We start from the raw sequence: 18,387 nt of genomic DNA, 5'->3' as shown, positions 1-18,387 counted from the left end.
CCTCATTGTCCATTCAGGCAATTATTAAAAGAGATAAATATTACCGATTTTTTTTATAACACTGGACAACAAATATGTGATATATTGTTGAAAAAAGCAATTTTACAAAGGAAAGGAATGCCCGTGTTATGCGGAAATTTTCCCACCTGTTAATATTGCTTGTCCTAATCTTTGCCTTTATTACTTTTCTGGCCGGCAGAGCAGAGGCCCCAGCGCTGAAATTAACAGATAACCAAAGGCCTATCCCTGTCCTGATGTATCACAAAGTCAATCCTTACAGGTCAAGCGGCGGCAAGGGCTTACGGGTTGACCCCAACGAATTTAGCTGGCAGATGCGATACCTAAAACAGCGCGGTTTCACGACTATCTCCAGCACAGATCTCATAAACTACCTGCGCTACAAAAAAACCCTGCCAAAAAGGCCAATCTTGATTACTTTTGACGACGGTTATGAAGACAACTATCTTTTTGCTTACCCGGTTATGAAGCGTTACGGCTTTAAGGGTGTTATTTTCCTCGTGGCCGATGATATCGGCCGCTACAACGTATGGGATGTGAAAATAGGCAAACAGCCTTATAACAAACTGCTTAACTGGAATCAGATAATGGAGATGAAACGGTATGGTTTTGAATTTGGTTCCCATACCTTAAGTCATCCCCATCTGGCCAGAATAAACAGAACTGTTGCCGCTTATGAAATCGCTGAAAGCAAAAGGGCACTGGAAAAACGGCTGGGCGTCCCCGTTACCAGTTTTGCCTATCCTTACGGCAATTTGGATGACGATGTGGCGCAAATGGTTAAAAAAGCAGGTTATTCCTGCGCCTTTACCACTGCTATCGGTCCCGTTATTAAAACTTCCGACCCTTATAGGTTAAACCGTTTCCGCATTACCGGTTATACCAACAGAACCGGTTTCATAACCGCCGTGGAAGGAGAACCCTATTAACCGTTCGGTTTACGGGCAACATAAAAGATCCTTCTGGTCGCAGGGTTTGGCGGGTCAAAAGTGAATCCGTGGTATTCTGCCAGCAGTTCAAAGCCCGTTCGTCCCAAAGCCGCTATTATTTCATCTCTTGAATAATATTTCTCCTGGTGAACTTCGTAGAACTTCTCGTAAAGAGCCCCTTTCTTAATGAAACCCGTTAACCTTATTTCCCATAAGTCTTCCGCATGATTGTAGTCGGTCTCCCAAATAAGAGACATATCCTCTTCATCGAGGAAGGTGGTATCGTTGCTCGCTCCTTTGGCCAGTTTGGCAACAGCGTTCATGTCAAAAATGAATAATCCGCCAGGCCGGAGAGCGGTGTAGACTCCGTGGAAAACTTTTACCATGTCGGTATATGCCGTTATGTAATTTAACCCGTCGTGGTAACAGGTCACCAGATCCACCTTTTCCGGCAATCGTAGTTCACGCATATCCTGTTGTAGGAATTCAACGGTCAGGTTTTCCGCCGCGGCTTTTTCCCTGGCTTTATCCAGCATGGCCCCGGAAAGGTCCAAACCGTATACTTTTATACTGTGTCTAGCAAAAGGCAGAGTTGTATTGCCTGTACCACAGGCCAGATCCAGGACGCTGGTCAGCTTTACATTGAACCTGCCAGCGATTTCCCGAATATAGTTAAACCAATCGTCATAATCAACGCCCTGCACCAAATAATCGTAAATGTCGGCAAGCTTAACATACTGGTCCATCAATAATCGTCTCCAGGTTTGTTTTATTCATCACCAAAACTGATCCCTACCGATTTGGCCGCAAATACTTTGTCACCGTCAGGCGGTACCTTACGCAACTGCTTTACGGCGTCGGCGATTGGAACAGTTTCTATACGGGTATTTCTCAGACAGACCATATGGCCGAATTTACCTTCCATCAAGGCTTTAACAGCACAAGCCCCATACCGGGTGCTCAGAATACGGTCAAAAGGTGTAGGGCTACCTCCTCTCTGCAGGTGGCCAAGCACCGTAACCCTGGTTTCCATACCCGAACACTTTTCAATTTCTTCAGCAATACTATTGCCTATACCGCCAAGGCGGATGGGGTCGGCGCTGTCGGGAATTACCTTAGCTACCACCATCTCCCCGCCCTTTTTCCTGGCACCTTCGGCCACAACTATGATGCTGAATTTCTTTCCGTTGTCCTTTCGTTCCCTGATTTTCCTGCAAACTGCCTCAATTGTAAAGGGGATTTCCGGAATCAGAATAACGTCGGCCCCGCCGGCTATCCCCGCTTCCAGGGCTATCCAGCCGGCATAGCGGCCCATAACTTCCAGGATCATCACCCGGTGATGGGACTCAGCCGTAGTATGCAGCTTGTCGATAGCATCTGTAGCCGTATGCAGGGCCGTATCAAAACCGAAGGTTATATCCGTGGCCGAAAGGTCGTTATCTATGGTCTTGGGGATACCAATAACCGGAAATCCTTTATCCCAAAATTCCTTCCCAATACTGAGGCTGCCGTCTCCACCTATAATAATCAGAGCATCGATCTCCAATTTTTTGAGATTGGCAATAATTTCATCAGATTTGTCAACGTAAACCGTTTCCCCATTCTTCTTCACAGGATAGCGAAAAGGATTATCCCTGTTGGTAGTGCCGAGAATAGTTCCACCCCTGGGTAAAATGCCGGACACACTCCTGACATCCAGTTTTGTATACTGGTTATGAATCAGTCCACCAAAGCCGTCCATAATGCCATACACTTCTAAACCATACTGATTAATAGCCGTTTTTACCACCGCCCGAATGACGGCATTCAAACCGGGACAGTCTCCGCCGCCCGTTAAGACGCCTATCCTTTTTATTACCCCAGTACTCATTTAATGAGCCTCCTTTCGCAATAATTAAAATTTTGTTTTCGACACTCTGACAGGAAATCCTCTCCAGCCGCCACTTTTTCCGCAAAACACAAGGATTTTAATCGAATAACGTCGAAAAGTTATTATAAGTCTGAGCAAAGAAGGTGATTGCAATGCTGGTTAAAGACCTGATGGCCCAACCCGTTGTGCTTATAACGGAAAAGGCCACCGTAGGGGAAGCCCTGGAACTTATCAGACAGCATGATGTTCGCCACCTGCCGGTAGTTGACAGAAAACAACATTTAGTGGGCGTAACTTCTGAATCGGACCTCCTGAAAATCTTCCCCAGGAATAAGCACGACGAACGGAAAACTTTTGAAACAAACCTTCTTCTGAGGACACCTATCACGCAAGTTATGGTTCCCAATCCTTATCATATTAATCCGCACATTACCATAGAGGAAGCGGCCCTGCTTATGAAGAACCATAAAATAGGCTGCCTGCCGGTGATTGAACATTCCAAAGTGATAGGACTGATTTCACGCACCGACGTCATCGAAGCCTTTATCAATTCCCTGGGGCTTGGCAAATCCGGTGTGCGGGTTACTATCCCCTACCGGAAGAAAATAGGTTTCCTATCGGATTTGGTGCGACTGGCAGATAAATTTGGGGTATTAATCGACCATATGGTTACCTTTGAAACGGAGATTGTCTTGAAGATTCGCCGGGAAAAAGCGGAACAGTTTCTGAAAGAATTAAAGTCCCACGGCTATACAGTTACCGATATTACATGTATAGAAAACTCCGTTTCTCTACCCTGTGCCTAAAAAGGTATTTTAAGTGCCTGACGGAAAACCCTGCTGGCGCCAGGCCTCATATAATACTATAGCTACTGAGTTGGATAAGTTCAGAGACCTGACATTGTTTATCATGGGAATGCGGATACAGAACTCCGCATTTTCTTCCAGCAGCTCCTTCGGCAAACCGGCCGTTTCCTTGCCGAAAACTAGGAAATCATCGGCGGAATATGGAACGTCGGTATAGAATTTCTTGCCCTTGGTGGTCACATAATAGAACCTGCTGGCAGGATATTTCGCCTTTAGTTCCTGAAAATTTTCGTAATACCGGATATCCAGCAGGTGCCAGTAATCCAGGCCGGCTCTTTTTAAATGCTTGTCATCTACCGAAAAACCCAAAGGCTTTACTAAATGCAAAACAGAACCTGTAACAGCACAGGTTCTGGCTATGTTGCCGGTATTGGCGGGAATTTCAGGTTCTACTAAGACTATGTTCATGTTTGTCCTCCTATTTCTGATAATAGTCCCTTTTATTTTTCCGTACTGCACTACATTCTTATTCACCCGTACAATTTTGTTCACCCCTAGCACGCAGTCTTTGCTGCCGACAACAGATTCAGGATTTGATGTCTTGGTCGACCTTTTCCCTTTCATGTGTCTTCTGCTGCTGTTTTAACAAATATCTAAACAGCATCGAGTATAAGTATATTGAACCGCCTACAATTAATAGAAATGTAACCAGGTCCAGGAAGCGGATAGGAACGGAGCTGAATACAAAGAGCACAGGACCTTTAATGTTTTTGGGCAACAACACCAAAGAAAGAAAAAATAAGTGAAATATAAACACCAAAATAAACCGTTCCCGCATGGTCAAAGACCCCTTTTTTAGAAAAGATACTCCAGGCGAAAACAGTATTTATATACTACATAGGAACTGTAAATATTTTTGCATTTATTGCCTTTAGTAAAATTTATTTCGATGCAACAATTTTATTTCCTGTCAGACCTGGGCCCTTTTCTAAAAAAGTAATTTATTGTTCAGGTAAATCATTTTTATGAAACTTAGTCTTGCTATAATTCAGTTTCACCTGGCTGAACCTGCGGGAAAATATTTTTCCAGCCACTTTAAAGTGGTATCAAAAACATATCGGAAATTCCTGGTAAAACGGTGGTCCGCTCCGGCGATTATCGCCAACTCTTTGGGATACCGCGCATTTTCAAAGAGCTTGATGCCCTGTTCCATAGGCACGGTGCAGTCTTCACTGCCGTGAATAATCAGAACAGGCCGCGGCGCAACAGACTGCACATTTTTTAACACGTTGTATCTTTTCAGATCTATGAAAAAACCTGCTTTCAATTCATAGCTGTCTGTTTCGGTTTCAATATGGTAGACCTTATCTTCGTCGACACCTAAAGGACCGTAATAAGTATCTAAAGGCTCGATAAATAGTTTTTCCAAATCGTGAGGCGAGCCCCAGGTACAAACCCCGGCAATTCGGTTATCTAAAGCAGCGCGGCAGATAGCCGTGGTTCCGCCGAAACTCCTGCCCAAAGCTATGAAGGGGCCCTTCGATTCTCTACTGAGGTAATCTATCGCTGAAGCAAGGTCATCCATATATCCTGTTAATGTGATATTGGCAAAATCCCCTTCACTGTCCCCTGTTCCGGCAAAATCAAACCTCAATACCCGGTAGCCCCTGGCAACAGCCTCTTCGGAAAAGACGGCCGCCTTGCCACTGCCCTCTTTGGAGCCACGAAACCCATGACAAATAACAATCGTAGGCCCTCCCAGCCAATCGTCTGGTTGGTGCAGTACCCCGGCTAAGCGCTGTCCACTGCTGTTTAAAAAGCTGACATTTCTCATACAGGCCCTCCCTGCGCGTAATAAATGACCCGGTTAGGGTCATTTGTTAAAAGCTTTACCTATAATTTTAATATTCCATAAAATATCTTTTAAGCTGTCCATCATGGTCAGGTAAATAATTGATGACTTCGGCAAACAAATGCCGCGAATTAAACGCTCTTCGTGCTCGGTAGCATAGTCCATGACCACCCTGTTATAAAGATCGGCCCGGCTAATCAGGTGCCCGGCAATAACTTTATTCCCGGTCACTGCCAAATCACCGGCATTCTTCAGGCAGTCCAGCACCACGTCAAAAACATCTTTTAATTCGGTAACGGCCTTATCACTAAATAGGACTCCGTCTTTGATCTTGCTATTAACACTCTCGCCAATTTTCACTGCGGAGTACTTGATCTGCTCCATGGATTTGAGAAACTGCAGAACGGTGGTCCTGTCAACCTCTTCCCCTGTCCCCTCCGCCGGAGAAAGAACGTCAGCCGTAAGCTGATTAATCAGGCCGTCAGCCTTTGATCCATATTCTTCAGCAGAAGCCAGCACACCCTTTTTATGCTGCAAGAAGCCTTCGAAGATTTTCGTAAGCATGGACCGGACATAAAACGTTAATTCACCCAGGTTTTTCAGCATTTCCATTTTCCTGCAGTCTGAGTTTACACCAGTCATAAGACCTACCTCCCTGCCATAATATTTCTTATATTATAGCAGAAAAATGGCTTTAGACCTGCCTGTTTTGCCGTAAAACGGAAAATTTCAGTCGTCAATGGGTGGTGGAAAAACTGAACGGTAGTTATAGTATTCGGCAAAAATAACGTTTATCCTCTTTACTGCCGCCAAAGGGTCCGAAACCATGGACTGATTGACACCCACCGCTTTTTCTGGTACATTAAGTTAAGTAGGTTCTCGGAAATGACCACGGGAGTACGGCGAAATGTTGGACCGATTTTCTAACCAAGGAGGGCAAAATGGGAGAGAATATTGCACAAAAAATCATCAAAGCGCATTTGGTTTCAGGCCAAATGGAACCTGGCAAAGAAATTGCCATTAAAATTGATCAGACATTAACCCAGGATGCTACCGGTACCATGGCTTACCTGCAGTTTGAAGCCATGGGGGTGCCAAGGGTAAAAACCAGGCTATCAGTCAGCTACGTTGACCATAACACCCTGCAGACCGGCTTTGAAAACGCCGACGACCACAGATTTCTGCAGACCGTGGCAGCAAAACACGGGATCTATTTTTCCAGACCCGGCAACGGAATATGTCACCAGGTTCACCTGGAACGTTTTGGCGTGCCCGGGCAAACTCTGCTCGGTTCCGACAGTCATACCCCTACCGGTGGCGGTATAGGTATGCTGGCAATCGGAGCCGGTGGGCTGGATGTGGCTGTTGCTATGGGCGGCGGTCCTTTTTACCTGAACATGCCCAAAGTTCTGAATATAAAACTTACCGGTCATTTGCAACCTTGGGTTTCCGCCAAAGACATCATCCTGGAAATCCTGCGCATCCTCTCTGTTAAGGGCGGCGTGGGCAAAGTCATTGAATACAGCGGCCCGGGAGTGGCCACCCTGTCTGTTCCGGAAAGGGCCACCATCACCAACATGGGAGCTGAATTAGGGGCCACCACCTCTATCTTCCCCAGTGACGAGGTAACCAGGCTGTTCCTGAAGGCCCAGGGCCGCGAACAGGATTGGCAGGAAATAAAAGCAGACGAAGACGCCGTTTACGACGAATATCTGGAGATAAACTTAAGCGAATTGGAACCAATGGTGGCACAGCCGCACAGCCCTGACCGGGTAGCCAAGGTAAAAGAAGTGGGGCCCATCGCGGTGAACCAGGTCGCCATCGGTAGCTGCACAAACTCTTCTTTTACGGACATGATGAAGGTAGCAGGCATCCTCAAAGGCAAAAAAGTCCATCCCGATGTAAGCCTAGTTATATCACCCGGTTCCAAACAGGTTTTTGAAATGTTGGCGAGAAACGGCGCCCTGGCGGATATTATTTCTGCCGGAGCCAGAATTCTGGAATCGGCATGCGGCCCGTGCATCGGTATGGGACAATCCCCCTGTTCCGGCGGCATATCTTTAAGGACCTTTAACCGGAACTTTGAAGGTCGCAGCGGTACCGCTGACGCCCAAGTATACCTGGTCAGCCCGGAAGTGGCTGCCGCCTCGGCCATCAAAGGCGTTTTAACAGACCCCAGGGATCTGGGCGCACCCATCGAAATTGCTCAGCCGGAAAAGTTTTTAATTGACGACAGCATGGTTCTCCCTCCGGCCGAAGACCCCAGTACCGTGGAAGTGGTGCGCGGTCCCAATATCAAGCCGCTGCCTATAAACAGGGAGCTTCCTGAGAAGGTAGAATGTTCCGTACTATTGAAAGTGGGAGATAACATTACCACCGACCACATCATGCCGGCCGGGGCCAAGATACTGCCTCTCAGGTCAAATATACCGGCTATTTCCCAGTACGTTTTTTCCGCTATTGATCCCACCTTTGCAGAGCGGGCTTTGGCTGCCGGAGGCGGGTTTATCGTGGGCGGCCACAACTACGGCCAGGGCTCCAGCCGGGAACACGCCGCGCTGGCTCCTATGTACCTGGGCGTAAAAGCCGTACTGGCCAAGTCTTTTGCCCGGATTCACAGGGCTAACCTGATAAACTTCGGCATCGTGCCGTTAACCTTTATAAATGAAACCGATTACGACGCTATCGGCCAGGGAGACAAGCTTGCCATTGATTTTTCCAAAATGGCGGAAGCAGGTAAAGTCACGGTAACCAACTTGGCCAACGGTAAAGAAATTACGATGGAACATGGCCTCTCGCCAAGGCAGGTGGATATCATCAAGGCCGGCGGCTTGTTGAATTATACAAAGAAACAGAACAGTTAACACCGTCAATAAAGGCCCAAATCACTGCCTGACGCAGTGACTTGGGCCTTCTGCTTACTATAGAACTTCAATATTAAAATCCACCACTTCCACATTGGCATTCTCTTCAATGTAATCCACAGCCTTCTGTAGAGTCTGCCGCGTCAGGTCTGCGCTGGCGCTGACGGTAGATATGCCCAGTACGGCATGCTGCCAGAAGTCCTGGGCAGCTACTTCGGCTACAGAAACGTTAAATCTGTTTTTCAGTTTGTCTATAATACCTTTGAGCTCCTGCCGTTTATCCTTTAACGAACGGGCCCAGGGAATGTGAATGTCCACGCTGCATATCCCTACAAACAACGAAGATACCCCCACCGGCAAGTTAATGATTGCCTTCATGTTATTTTCTGTTGCGCAGGTCTTTGTTGGTTTTCGTACCGACCCGGACCACGGTGGCCAGGGGTTTATAGTAATCTTCAGAGACCAATTCCTTTTTCCCTTCCGGCTCCGTCACCCGAAATACCTTAACCCGATACCCTTTCTGACCGCTGACCAGTACCGTTGTTTCGCCTTTGGGCATGGTGCCGTCCTTCTTCACTGTAACCTTCGGTTCAATTATCTCGTAGATATCGGAAACCAGGCGATATTTTTTATTACCCTGCTTCTTGCCTATTAACCTGACAAGCAATTCACTGTCAGAAACAGAAACAGCTATCAGCACAGGAAAGGCGGTGTTATTTTTGAATTTCAAATCAAGCTGGCCGTCAGCCACAGCAGCATCCTGTCCAATGGGGACATAATCGGGCGGTAGGCTATGGGGATGTCTTTCCACTATCTGCAGGCCGGCCATTAATACAGCCCGGTATAAAGTGGTCGATACCTGGCAGACTCCCCCGCCGATACCATCCGTCAAATTACTGTTACTGATTACTTTGGCATTTTTATAGCCCCTTTGAACGGTTCTCTGGCCCACAGTATAGTTAAATGAAAAGGTTTCACCCGGTTTAACTAAAGAATTGTTTATACTTTCCGCTGCCAGGATAATGTTGGCTCGCCGGTTTTTATCAGCGGCATCAAAACCGGTAACGGCCACGGCCAGGTCGTCCCTAACGTCTTTTAACTGCCCCGCACTAACCTCGGCAGCCACTTGCCGTACAGTTAACCGGCAAGACTCTTTCCTTTGTATAACAGCATTTTTAATAGCTTGCAGGGAAGCCTCTTCATCCAATCGATACCCTTTTTGTTCGGGGGTCACCTGTAATTTGTTATCCAGCAGAATAACTCCGGCATTTTTGGGGGACCGGTTAATCTCAGCGGCCAATTCCTGCAAACTTTTTCTCATTTTCTCTTCGTCAAACCGGAATGCTAACGGCAGTTCAACCTCATTCATGCGAATCCTGAAAGAATCGAACATTTTTAAGAAATGGTTATTTCCCCGGCCTGTATTATAAGCTTCCTCCACAGTCTTTTTATAATCGGCATAAATACCGAGTTGGCTATATGGCAACGTCCATTGTTTGCTGCGGAAAGTCAGTGTAATGGCAGAGTTACGAAGACCCGGTTCCAAGGCCCGGGTCAGTTTTTCTTCGGCTGCCGATTTATCCAGTCCGCCCAAATCAATATTCTCCACCAAAACCCCTTCATAAATCAATTCATTATCTGCCGGAGCCAAGAAAAAAACGGCCCCAAAAACACTAACCGCCACTTGAATGGCGATTAATGATAATATTCCTGTAAAAACCTTTTTTCTGGAAGGCATAGACACACGCTCCCGGCAAAATTTGGTTCTAACTTCTCGTATTCATGGAAAGTTCGGTAAATTTGCCGGCTCTTTTTACTTTTTCCAGTAATTCTTCCGTAATAATGTCGCCTTCCTCAGCCAGAACTTCTCCTTTCTCAGTTTCTATTTTCTTACTGACCTTTCTGCCTAACAGGAATTGACGCTGTCGTTCCTCAAAAAGCCTGGTAGCCTCGGAATTGTCTTCATCCTGTTGCTCTTCTGTTTCCTGAGCGCTCCCTGCAGGAACTTGTGTATCCGGTTCAGCCAAACCGCTGAAAGTCTTTTTATCTGTAAGCAACTTGTCAACATCTTCGACAACTACTAAAACATCCTTGCCAAAGGTTACCACCCCGTCCGCCGGGACAATTTTCGGTTCGTTGCTATTGGGAGCCGTAAACTCACAGGCCACGATTTTGCCCTCGTTTTCTTCGTCTACGTAAAATTCGCTAACCGTTCCTATCAGTTTGCCCTTCTTGGTTAAAACTTTAGTCCCGATTACCTTTACATTTTTCTCCAACAGGTCGCTCAAATCAGGCAAATCATCCAGAGTAGTAATAGCTGTAGCGCTCTCGATAGTTACGGCGTATTCACCAACTCCTATGATAAATTTGGATGGCAATACCCGTACTCCCAGGTAACGGGTGCCGTCGTCCACAACCAGGCACTCAACGGCCCCTTCCTCGGGATTGATGATCAGGTCGTTAACTCTACCCACTTCCTTACCGTCATTAAGGCTTATTATGGCCAGGCCTAAAAGTTCTCCACTTCTTTTCATAACCTACTCTCCTCATCAAGCAAATGTATTTTAAAAGGTTTCCGCTTTCCATTGGCCTAATCTCTCTTCAACGGTTACCTTAATTAAATTCGGCACCATTGATATAGGCAGGTTCGGAGTATTAGCCTTCTGCAGCATCTCCATAAGAAGCTCTAAATGTTTAATTTCACAGAGAATATCCCTCTTCATATCCTGCTTGATGTTTGTGCCAACGGTATTTAAAAAAACCTGCAAGGCTTCTCTGGCCTTCTTGTACTGTCCCAATTCCTTGAACATGGCGCACATATCCGTAATTATCAAAAATCTCAGGCTTTGCGAAGGGTTTAACTCCAAGGCCGATTCAAAATACTTAACGGCCAGGTCCAGCTTGCCCTGCATTTTTGCATCAAAGCCTTTGGATATATAGTCGTTAAGCAGGTCGCCCGTATCAACTTGAACCGCATCCTTTGTTTTATCTTCGCTCATATCCGGTTCCCCTTGTAATTGGTTTTCAGTTTCCGTATAAACGGCAAACTCCAAACCCTGTGCAAAAGCTTCTCCCGTTCCTGAATCCTCCGGAAAAAAGGTTTCCTCCTGTTCCGGAATACTCACAGCTTGTTCTGCGATATTTTCCTGGTCTGTTACAGAAAACAGGTCTGTTTCTTCTTCTGTTTCCTCTACTTCTTTGTACTCATTACTTTCGTAATATACTTCATTGTATCTTTCCGGCACTTCAATCGAGATAATGCCCGGTTCTTCAGGTTCTTCATGCGATGCAGTGCCTGAAATTTCTTCGGATGTGTTAATCTCTCCGGCTCCGTCCTGTTCCGTTTCCTTTGTTACGTCATACTGCATCTTTGCTCCGGCATCATCGCCGGTTTCTTCTGCCTGTTTTGTATCTTCTGCCTCTTCTTCATCTTCCGCTACTACGTCTTCTACACCCTCCGCCTCAATTTTTTTATCTTCAGGCGGTAATTCCTGTGTAGCAGCAACCTCTTCCATCCCATCCGTCAGATGCGTGGCTGCCGAGGTATTCAGAGCAGCTATTGTTATTATGTAAGCACAAACAAAAATAAACCCTATTAACATCAGCACTACCAAAACCCAATTCATCAAACCTAACATTATTGGAAAAAGAGTACTGATTAACAGGGACACCCCAGCTATGTACCAAAAAACCCTGGTATTCAACCCTTTCTTCTGCCCTACCAAATAAAATACACCAAATAAAGCCGCGTTTGTGATTAATACCCACACAATGTATTTGGCCATAACTGACCCCCTTCAGGGACGCACTATGCGTATAAAGTACTATTCGACAGGTGGTACATAATTCCTTCATAAAATTAATATTTTCGAAAATTTCCACATAATATCCAGTTTAAACCAACTATACAAAAATATCACCTGCATCGGGACCTGATTCAATATTATTGGGTTTTGCACGCATTTCGTCATACCAAACAAATTTATAAAAACCAAAATATACATTAAAGATGTAATTGGCTATTATGTTCAACAGTATCAATAATCCACTGTTCGGCCGCACATTTGTTATCATGCTTAAAATTCCGTAAGCTAACACCTGAATAACCACCAGGGCAATCAGGTACAGTATGTTTTTGAAACCCAGTTTAGCACTTTCCTTCAGGCTCCCGAAGAAGTCATGCTCTCCCACTATCAGGGAGGGCAGCCAAAAATAGGTCACCAAATTATACAACAGTGTAATAACCAGCATGATTAGCCCAAAAGCAATGAAACCCATGACAAAAGAAGGTACTATACTGTCCGGGTTTTGTAACAGGACATTCAGGTTCTTGATAATGCTGAATTTCAGGTACAAAATAACCGGCACACCAAAAATGGCGGCGCCCACCAGCATAACAGCAAAGACGCGGAACCAGTATTTTAAGCCGTTTCTGAAATATTGGGCTACACTGAGGGGTAACCCCTCAACAGCATCCCTGAAAACCCCGTTTATCGCCCCGGTAAAATAAGCCTGCACAGCCATAAGCAAAAGGATAAAGATAACAAGAACTACAGCCCCTGCCGCCCCCGGACTGAAAAGATATTGAATTAATAGGCGGGCGGCTTCATCATTAGAGACTTGCATCATGTTGTTCACCAGCGGTCCGAAAAACACCAGTCCTATGATAACGGCAACAGGCACAACAATAAAAAATCCGGCTATAGACCCCAATAAGGGATAAAGAAACATCTGCCATTTCTCCGTCAGCAATTTGAAAGTACGACCGAAAGCATCGCCAAAATGGTTTGCCATCAAAAGTCTCCTTTACTTTAATTTACCTAAAAGCTATTTCGCCTTTTCCCGATAATTTTCCTGTCTGACAGGCAAATTTTCTGTCATATCACCAAACCGGCCTTTTCCCTCCCCTTTAAGGCCGCAGCGCATACCGGCTAAGCTCCGGAGTAGCCGGGACACCCCACCCATTCTTTACCCACCCACCACAAAGGGCACAGAGACACCACAGAGGAAAAAGTAAAGGCAAAATTTCAAAGCAATTAATTATAACTCAAACCAGAGAACCTATAAACTTTACTTTTACCATTAATTCTCCGTGTCCTCTGTGTACTCCGTGGTTGTAATAAATTTCTATTCGATTTCCTAGTGGTAAAGGGGTTATGCAGTCTGAATTAGATTGGTTGTCCTGGCCAGGGCCTTATCATAGAGTTCCAGGTACTCAGCCGCCGACCGGTTCCAGGAGAAATCCTGTTCCATACCTGTGCGGGCCAGTTTTTCCCATTTATCGGGTTCGTCGTAAAAGAGTTTGATGGCCCTTTGCAATGTATGATAAAGCATTTGGGCCGAATAGGGTTCAAAACTAAAACCGTTTCCCATGCCGGTGAAAGGATCGTAATCAACAATGGTATCGGCCAAACCGCCTGTAGCCCTGACTATCGGCACAGCTCCGTAGCGCAGCGCTATCAATTGACCAAGCCCGCACGGTTCAAGTTTTGAAGGCATCAAGAACATATCTGCACCGGCATATATCCTTTGCGCCAAAATACTGTTAAACCCAATATGCACCGCCATCTTGTTGGGGTACTTATTTTTATAACCGGTGAACAGCCGCTCGTAATACGGTTCTCCGGTACCTAATATAACCAACTGCACCCGTTCTTTCATGAGTTCATCCAATATTTCCGCAAGCAGATCCAGTCCTTTATGATCAACCAGACGTGAAACCAACCCTATCAACGGCACGCTCTCCACAGGCAAGCCCATTTCCTTTTGCAGCGCATATTTATTTTCACTCTTCTCCGCAAAGGTCTCGGAACTGTAATTACGGAAAATACGCGGGTCCGTTTTGGGATTAAACTCGTGGAAGTTGATCCCGTTTACGATTCCGTAAAGGTCATGAGCCCTTTTTCGCAATAATCCATCCATCCCTTCACCGTATTGAGGCGTTTGAATTTCCCGCGCGTATTTTGAACTAACAGTATTTAATATATCTGCATACACCAGGCCCGCCTTCATAAAACTGACCTTTCCGTAAAATTCCAGCCGGTCGGGGTGAAAATATTCTTCGCCCAGGCCAAGGAGGCGCAGCACATCCTTGCCATGGTTACCCTGGTACAGCAGGTTATGGACAGTAAACAAGGTGGCTATCCGCTTATAAATATCCCGGTTTTGATATTTTGTTTTCAGCAATAAAGGAATGGGACCTGTGTGCCAGTCATTGCAGTGAATTATGTGCGGCTGCCAACCAATATAAGGCAGCATCTCCAGGACCGCCTTACAGAAAAAGATATACCTCTCCGCCTCATCCCAATAACCATAAATCCCGTACCGGTCAAAGTAATGGTAGTTATCCACAAAATAAACAGGCACCGTCTTCGTTCCACCCGGTACTATCGCCTCAATTGAACCTTCCCTGATAATGCAGGTTTGCTTTTGCCCGGCCATCTCCACAGGAAAATCAGTCACCGTTCGGCGCCAGTCAATTCCCTTATATCTGGGGAGCACAATACGCACATCGTTTCCCAGTGCCGTCAAAGCCTTCGGTAAAGAACCGGCCACATCGGCCAGGCCTCCGGTTTTGGCAAAAGGAACGACCTCCGCCGCCACATACAGAACTTTCAGGTTTTTATCTAACATAGTAAATTGCCTCCCTCTTTTCAGCAAATAATTGAAACAAACCTCTTAACCCTCTTAACTTCAAATACCGGTCTTGCCAACTTATTCTTAGGTTGTAACGGAGAACGCCATTTTATTTGTCTATTTTTTGGAAAACCCCCATAAAAGAAAGCTTTCCTACGATTAGTATGAATACACCACATGTGAACTCCACAAAAAAGTTATTGTTTTAATTTTAGGAAATTATGCTTTGAGGTAAAATTGTGGATAACCTCAAAGCATGATTACCGGATATCAACAAAAGTTTTCTTGAGGTTTCGATAGAAACTTTTGTTCAAAATTCTAAAAAAGGAAAGGAGGTTAAAAAATGAAGTTGTTGAAAAGGATATTTGCACTGGGTCTGATCTTCATTTTTGTTTTCAGTTTTGCTGCCGGTTCCTATGCTTTCCCCTCCTTATCCCTTATGTTGAATGTACCGACAGAAACCAAACCGCCGGCCCTTTTGCCCTTCGCCGATGTATCGGGGCACTGGGGTGAACCGTTTATTGCAGAAATGTACTTTCGCGGTATAATGAACGGATATGCAGATAATACTTTCCGGCCAAACAACCCTGTAACCAAACTGGAAGCGCTGGTCATGATGGTTAAAATGCTCGGTTTTGATCCGAAAGACATGGGGCATTCCGATAACTACCTGTTAAATGAAATTTTCAAAGTGCCCAAGTGGGCCGTGCCTTATGTGGATTACGCCATCGACAACGATATTGTCGATTACAAAGAAGTCCAGAACATGACACTGCAGCAACCCCTGATCAGGCAGGAAGCAGCCGTAATGGTGATTCGCTCCCTGGGCCTGGCCCGCGATGCCAAAAAAATAGGTAAAGAACTGGACTTTACCGATGCCGATGCTATAGATCCTGACGTAAAAGGCTTTGTCGCCCTCGCTAATGAGAAAGGCTTGATAAACGGCAATTCTAAAGGTGCCTTTCTCCCAACCCACCCCGTTTCCAGGGCAGAAGTAGCCGCCATTATGGCCAAGGTTTTTACGACAGAAATTTCACAAAAAGGGTACACAATAACAGAGGGTAAACTGGCTCAAAAAAAGCAAAGTCCTGAAGGTACTGAGATAAGCCTTTATCACCCGGCCGCCGACGGGCGGGAAGAACAAACCCTATCCCTGAGTTCGGTACCTGCTATTTACAAGAATAAGCATTGGGTTGGGCCCGATGAATTGGCTCCCGAAGACTATCTGAGGGTAATTTGCAAAGATGCCGACGGGAAAACTCTGATTTTTGTGGAACCTGAACCCGCTCAGGAACAGGTTGCTTTTGAACAACTGACTTTAGACAATGCTCCGGTAAAATTGCAGCAGCTCTTTGAAGAAATTAAAACCAACGAAGGATTTTACGCCTTCCGGGACGATTCGGACCTGTACCTGTTGGCCTGCCGGGGCGAAAAAACTACCGGCGGTTACAGTATCGAGATAAACAGCATTATACCCGCAGATGAACAGCAGAAGATTTTAACAGTTCGTTATACTAATACCGATCCCGTTCCTGGTAATTTTTACACTCTTCCGATAACTTACCCATACAGCCTAGTGAAAGTAAAAGTAAAGGCAATGCCGGAAAAGGTAATATTCAGGGAGCAGTCTACCGGATTGACCACAGAAACGCCCGTGCAGCGTCTTTAAAAATAAAAGGAGCTTGATTGATCAAGCTCCTTTTATTTTACTGCTAATGTCCTCAGCCGGTTGACAGCCGCCGCCACTTCCTGTTTGCGGGGCATGGCCAGATCACCCGGATGCTGCCCAGAAAAAGGGGCCAGGATATCCAACCCTTTTTCTTCAATATCCCGAAAAACAGCATCTACAGCCTGGTGAATAGTGTGCCGGTTATCTATGTATTTTTTCGCCATATAAAATATCATGGCGGCTATGGCCCTGGTCTGGCTGGTATCAACCAATTGTTCCAAAAAAGATAGATCAACGGAAGAAGTACCAAAAATAATGGTTTTCAGGCCCTTCGCATCCACCTTGGGCTTACCACCCTTTTCGGGCCGAAAGCCGCTTATCAGGACCACCCTCGGTTCCGTTGCACCAAAACCCTTTCCCCCTTCAGCCAGCCTCTGGTTGGGCCTTAACCGGGCCACTTCTTTCGCCCGGTCTGTTATATTGTAAGCCACATATTCATCCATCATAATCACCAGGTCGGCTACATCGAAATAATCTCCCGACCCGCCCATTACCAGTATTGTCGATACGCCTTTATCCCTGTAAAGCTGCCTTACCTTGTCCACAAATGGCGTAATCGGTTCTTTTTCTTTCGCCACCAGAGCCTGCATCCTGGCATCCCTGATCATAAAATTAGTAGCGCTTGTATCTTCGTCCAAAAGAAGCAAACCTGTTCCGATTTCCAGGGCTTCCATAATGTTGGCAGCCTGTGAAGTACTGCCGCTGGCGTCATCAGTGCTGAAAGCCCGCGTATCTATGCCATGCGGGAGATTGCTAATAAAGGGCGTAATATTTACCTTCTCCACCCGTCTTCCGTCTTCAGCCCTGATTTTAACTGCATCGGCACGGGTTATCACCAGTTCCCGCCCATCACCGGGAATATGGTCATATACGCCTCTTTCAATGGCCTTCAATAAGGTTGACTTGCCGTGATATCCCCCGCCAACTATCAGGGTAACGCCCTCTGGAATACCCATTCCTTTGACAGGTCCCCGATTGGGTAATTGCATATCCACGGTTAGATCAGGAGGTGATACAAAAGGCACAACCCTTCCGGCCATGGGTTTGTCGCTGACTCCGCTTTGCCTGGGTAAAATTGATCCGTTGGCCACAAAGCAAACCAGGTTCCTTCTCTTCATCTCTGCACGGATAAAATCCTGGTCTTCTTTCAATTCAACATAAGACAGGGCTTCTTTAGCAGGAATATTGCCAAATAAGATAGAATCGGCGACTATCCTGGGCAACTCTTCCGTCAGCATCGCTGCGGCCACATTTCCCATCACCGTCCGGCCCCTGGCCGGAAGCCCCAGGGAGATCCTGGCCTCAATATAATCTGCATTCACCACCACGGCTGTCCGTTCCAAAATTTCCTGACCACCGGCATCAATAAACATCAGCCCGCTTTTCCCCGTCCCGCGGATGCCCCGGGAATGTTTCCCAATCATAGCTGCAATACGCCTGCTGAGATAATCTTCCAGCCCAATCCGCCGGGGTTTGTTATGCCAAAAATCGGCCGGAAAGCGGGCCAAGCTTTGGGGCACCCTCACCCTGATTCTTGATGGGGACGCAAAGGGGTCACCCTGAACATAGTCGATATACAGGGTATAGTCCCTGAACTGATAAACACCGACAATATCCTTATATGCTTTATATCCCTTACCGTCAATCCTTTTTAAACTCTGAAGCAGTTTTTCCATACCGTCA

17 protein-coding genes are annotated in these 18,387 nt (G+C 46.1%); 4 read left to right on the top strand and 13 right to left on the bottom strand.

The features are described 5' to 3' along the window. Positions 1-128 precede the first annotated feature (128 nt). Entirely contained in the window at positions 129-947 is an 819-nt protein-coding gene (locus tag ACSNJE_RS05405) for a polysaccharide deacetylase family protein (protein ID WP_495252164.1), read from the top strand. Here the strand turns inward: ACSNJE_RS05405 and ACSNJE_RS05400 are convergent. Together ACSNJE_RS05400 and ACSNJE_RS05395 are read right to left on the bottom strand one after the other, a co-directional pair. Next, the gene (locus ACSNJE_RS05400; protein WP_495252163.1) at positions 944-1,693 is read right to left on the bottom strand and encodes a class I SAM-dependent DNA methyltransferase; all 750 of its coding nucleotides are present in this window, start codon (positions 1,691-1,693) and stop codon (positions 944-946) included. The genes ACSNJE_RS05405 and ACSNJE_RS05400 overlap by 4 nt on opposite strands. A gap of 23 nt (positions 1,694-1,716) precedes the next feature. Continuing rightward, positions 1,717-2,817, bottom strand: a complete 1,101-nt coding sequence (locus ACSNJE_RS05395; protein ID WP_495252162.1) for a 6-phosphofructokinase — start codon at positions 2,815-2,817, stop codon at positions 1,717-1,719. A gap of 152 nt (positions 2,818-2,969) precedes the next feature. Between ACSNJE_RS05395 and ACSNJE_RS05390 the strand changes: the two genes are divergently transcribed. Beyond that, a complete protein-coding gene (locus ACSNJE_RS05390) occupies positions 2,970-3,623 on the top strand; it encodes a CBS domain-containing protein (RefSeq protein WP_013121189.1) in 654 nt (217 codons plus the stop codon). Positions 3,624-3,632: 9 nt separating this feature from the next. Here ACSNJE_RS05390 and trmL read toward each other — a convergent pair whose 3' ends face one another. The 3 genes from trmL to ACSNJE_RS05375 all read right to left on the bottom strand — a co-directional run bounded on the left by trmL (position 3,633) and on the right by ACSNJE_RS05375 (position 6,117). Beyond that, positions 3,633-4,091: a tRNA (uridine(34)/cytosine(34)/5-carboxymethylaminomethyluridine(34)-2'-O)-methyltransferase TrmL gene (gene trmL / locus ACSNJE_RS05385; protein ID WP_013121190.1), complete on the bottom strand. Its 459-nt coding sequence runs from the start codon at positions 4,089-4,091 to the stop codon at positions 3,633-3,635. A 586-nt stretch (positions 4,092-4,677) separates the two neighbouring features. Beyond that, positions 4,678-5,457 (bottom strand): alpha/beta hydrolase, encoded by a 780-nt coding sequence (locus ACSNJE_RS05380; RefSeq protein WP_461570095.1) that lies wholly within the window; start codon positions 5,455-5,457, stop codon positions 4,678-4,680. Between the two features lie 39 nt (positions 5,458-5,496). Next, positions 5,497-6,117, bottom strand: a complete 621-nt coding sequence (locus ACSNJE_RS05375; protein WP_013121193.1) for a Na/Pi cotransporter family protein — start codon at positions 6,115-6,117, stop codon at positions 5,497-5,499. A gap of 299 nt (positions 6,118-6,416) precedes the next feature. Here ACSNJE_RS05375 and ACSNJE_RS05370 point away from each other — a divergent pair, with 299 nt between their 5' ends. Then, positions 6,417-8,339 carry an aconitate hydratase gene (locus tag ACSNJE_RS05370; protein ID WP_495252161.1) on the top strand — a complete coding sequence of 641 codons (1,923 nt, stop codon included), beginning with the start codon at positions 6,417-6,419 and terminating at the stop codon, positions 8,337-8,339. Positions 8,340-8,396: 57 nt separating this feature from the next. Here the strand turns inward: ACSNJE_RS05370 and ACSNJE_RS05365 are convergent, their stop codons facing one another. The 7 genes from ACSNJE_RS05365 to glgA all read right to left on the bottom strand — a co-directional run bounded on the left by ACSNJE_RS05365 (position 8,397) and on the right by glgA (position 14,972). Next, entirely contained in the window at positions 8,397-8,678 is a 282-nt protein-coding gene (locus ACSNJE_RS05365) for a DUF503 domain-containing protein (protein WP_013121195.1), read from the bottom strand. A 40-nt stretch (positions 8,679-8,718) separates the two neighbouring features. Then, complete coding sequence (locus ACSNJE_RS05360) at positions 8,719-10,077, bottom strand: VanW family protein (RefSeq protein WP_495252160.1); 1,359 nt, start codon at positions 10,075-10,077, stop codon at positions 8,719-8,721. Between the two features lie 28 nt (positions 10,078-10,105). Then, positions 10,106-10,873 (bottom strand): PRC-barrel domain-containing protein, encoded by a 768-nt coding sequence (locus tag ACSNJE_RS05355; RefSeq protein ID WP_013121197.1) that lies wholly within the window; start codon positions 10,871-10,873, stop codon positions 10,106-10,108. Positions 10,874-10,903: 30 nt separating this feature from the next. After that, positions 10,904-12,124, bottom strand: a complete 1,221-nt coding sequence (locus ACSNJE_RS05350) for a hypothetical protein (protein ID WP_495252159.1) — start codon at positions 12,122-12,124, stop codon at positions 10,904-10,906. A 118-nt stretch (positions 12,125-12,242) separates the two neighbouring features. After that, a complete protein-coding gene (locus tag ACSNJE_RS05345) occupies positions 12,243-13,133 on the bottom strand; it encodes a hypothetical protein (RefSeq protein WP_495252158.1) in 891 nt (296 codons plus the stop codon). A 33-nt stretch (positions 13,134-13,166) separates the two neighbouring features. Beyond that, on the bottom strand, positions 13,167-13,304 hold the full coding sequence (locus tag ACSNJE_RS05340; RefSeq protein ID WP_495252157.1) for a hypothetical protein: 138 nt from the start codon (positions 13,302-13,304) through the stop codon (positions 13,167-13,169). Between the two features lie 189 nt (positions 13,305-13,493). Continuing rightward, positions 13,494-14,972, bottom strand: coding sequence for a glycogen synthase GlgA (gene glgA / locus ACSNJE_RS05335; protein ID WP_013121200.1), 1,479 nt, complete (start codon positions 14,970-14,972; stop codon positions 13,494-13,496). Between the two features lie 346 nt (positions 14,973-15,318). On the opposite strand from glgA, the gene ACSNJE_RS05330 reads away from it, so the two are divergent. Beyond that, the gene (locus ACSNJE_RS05330; RefSeq protein ID WP_474658963.1) at positions 15,319-16,644 is read left to right on the top strand and encodes an S-layer homology domain-containing protein; all 1,326 of its coding nucleotides are present in this window, start codon (positions 15,319-15,321) and stop codon (positions 16,642-16,644) included. A gap of 32 nt (positions 16,645-16,676) precedes the next feature. Here ACSNJE_RS05330 and ACSNJE_RS05325 read toward each other — a convergent pair whose 3' ends face one another. Continuing rightward, the gene (locus ACSNJE_RS05325; RefSeq protein ID WP_495252156.1) at positions 16,677-18,380 is read right to left on the bottom strand and encodes an ABC-ATPase domain-containing protein; all 1,704 of its coding nucleotides are present in this window, start codon (positions 18,378-18,380) and stop codon (positions 16,677-16,679) included. Between the last annotated feature and the right edge of the window lie 7 nt (positions 18,381-18,387).

This window comes from Thermincola sp. GK-1, from assembly GCF_059412445.1.
The sequence above is the reverse complement of the archived record's forward strand: the minus strand, read 5'-3'. Positions and strand labels throughout refer to the sequence as shown.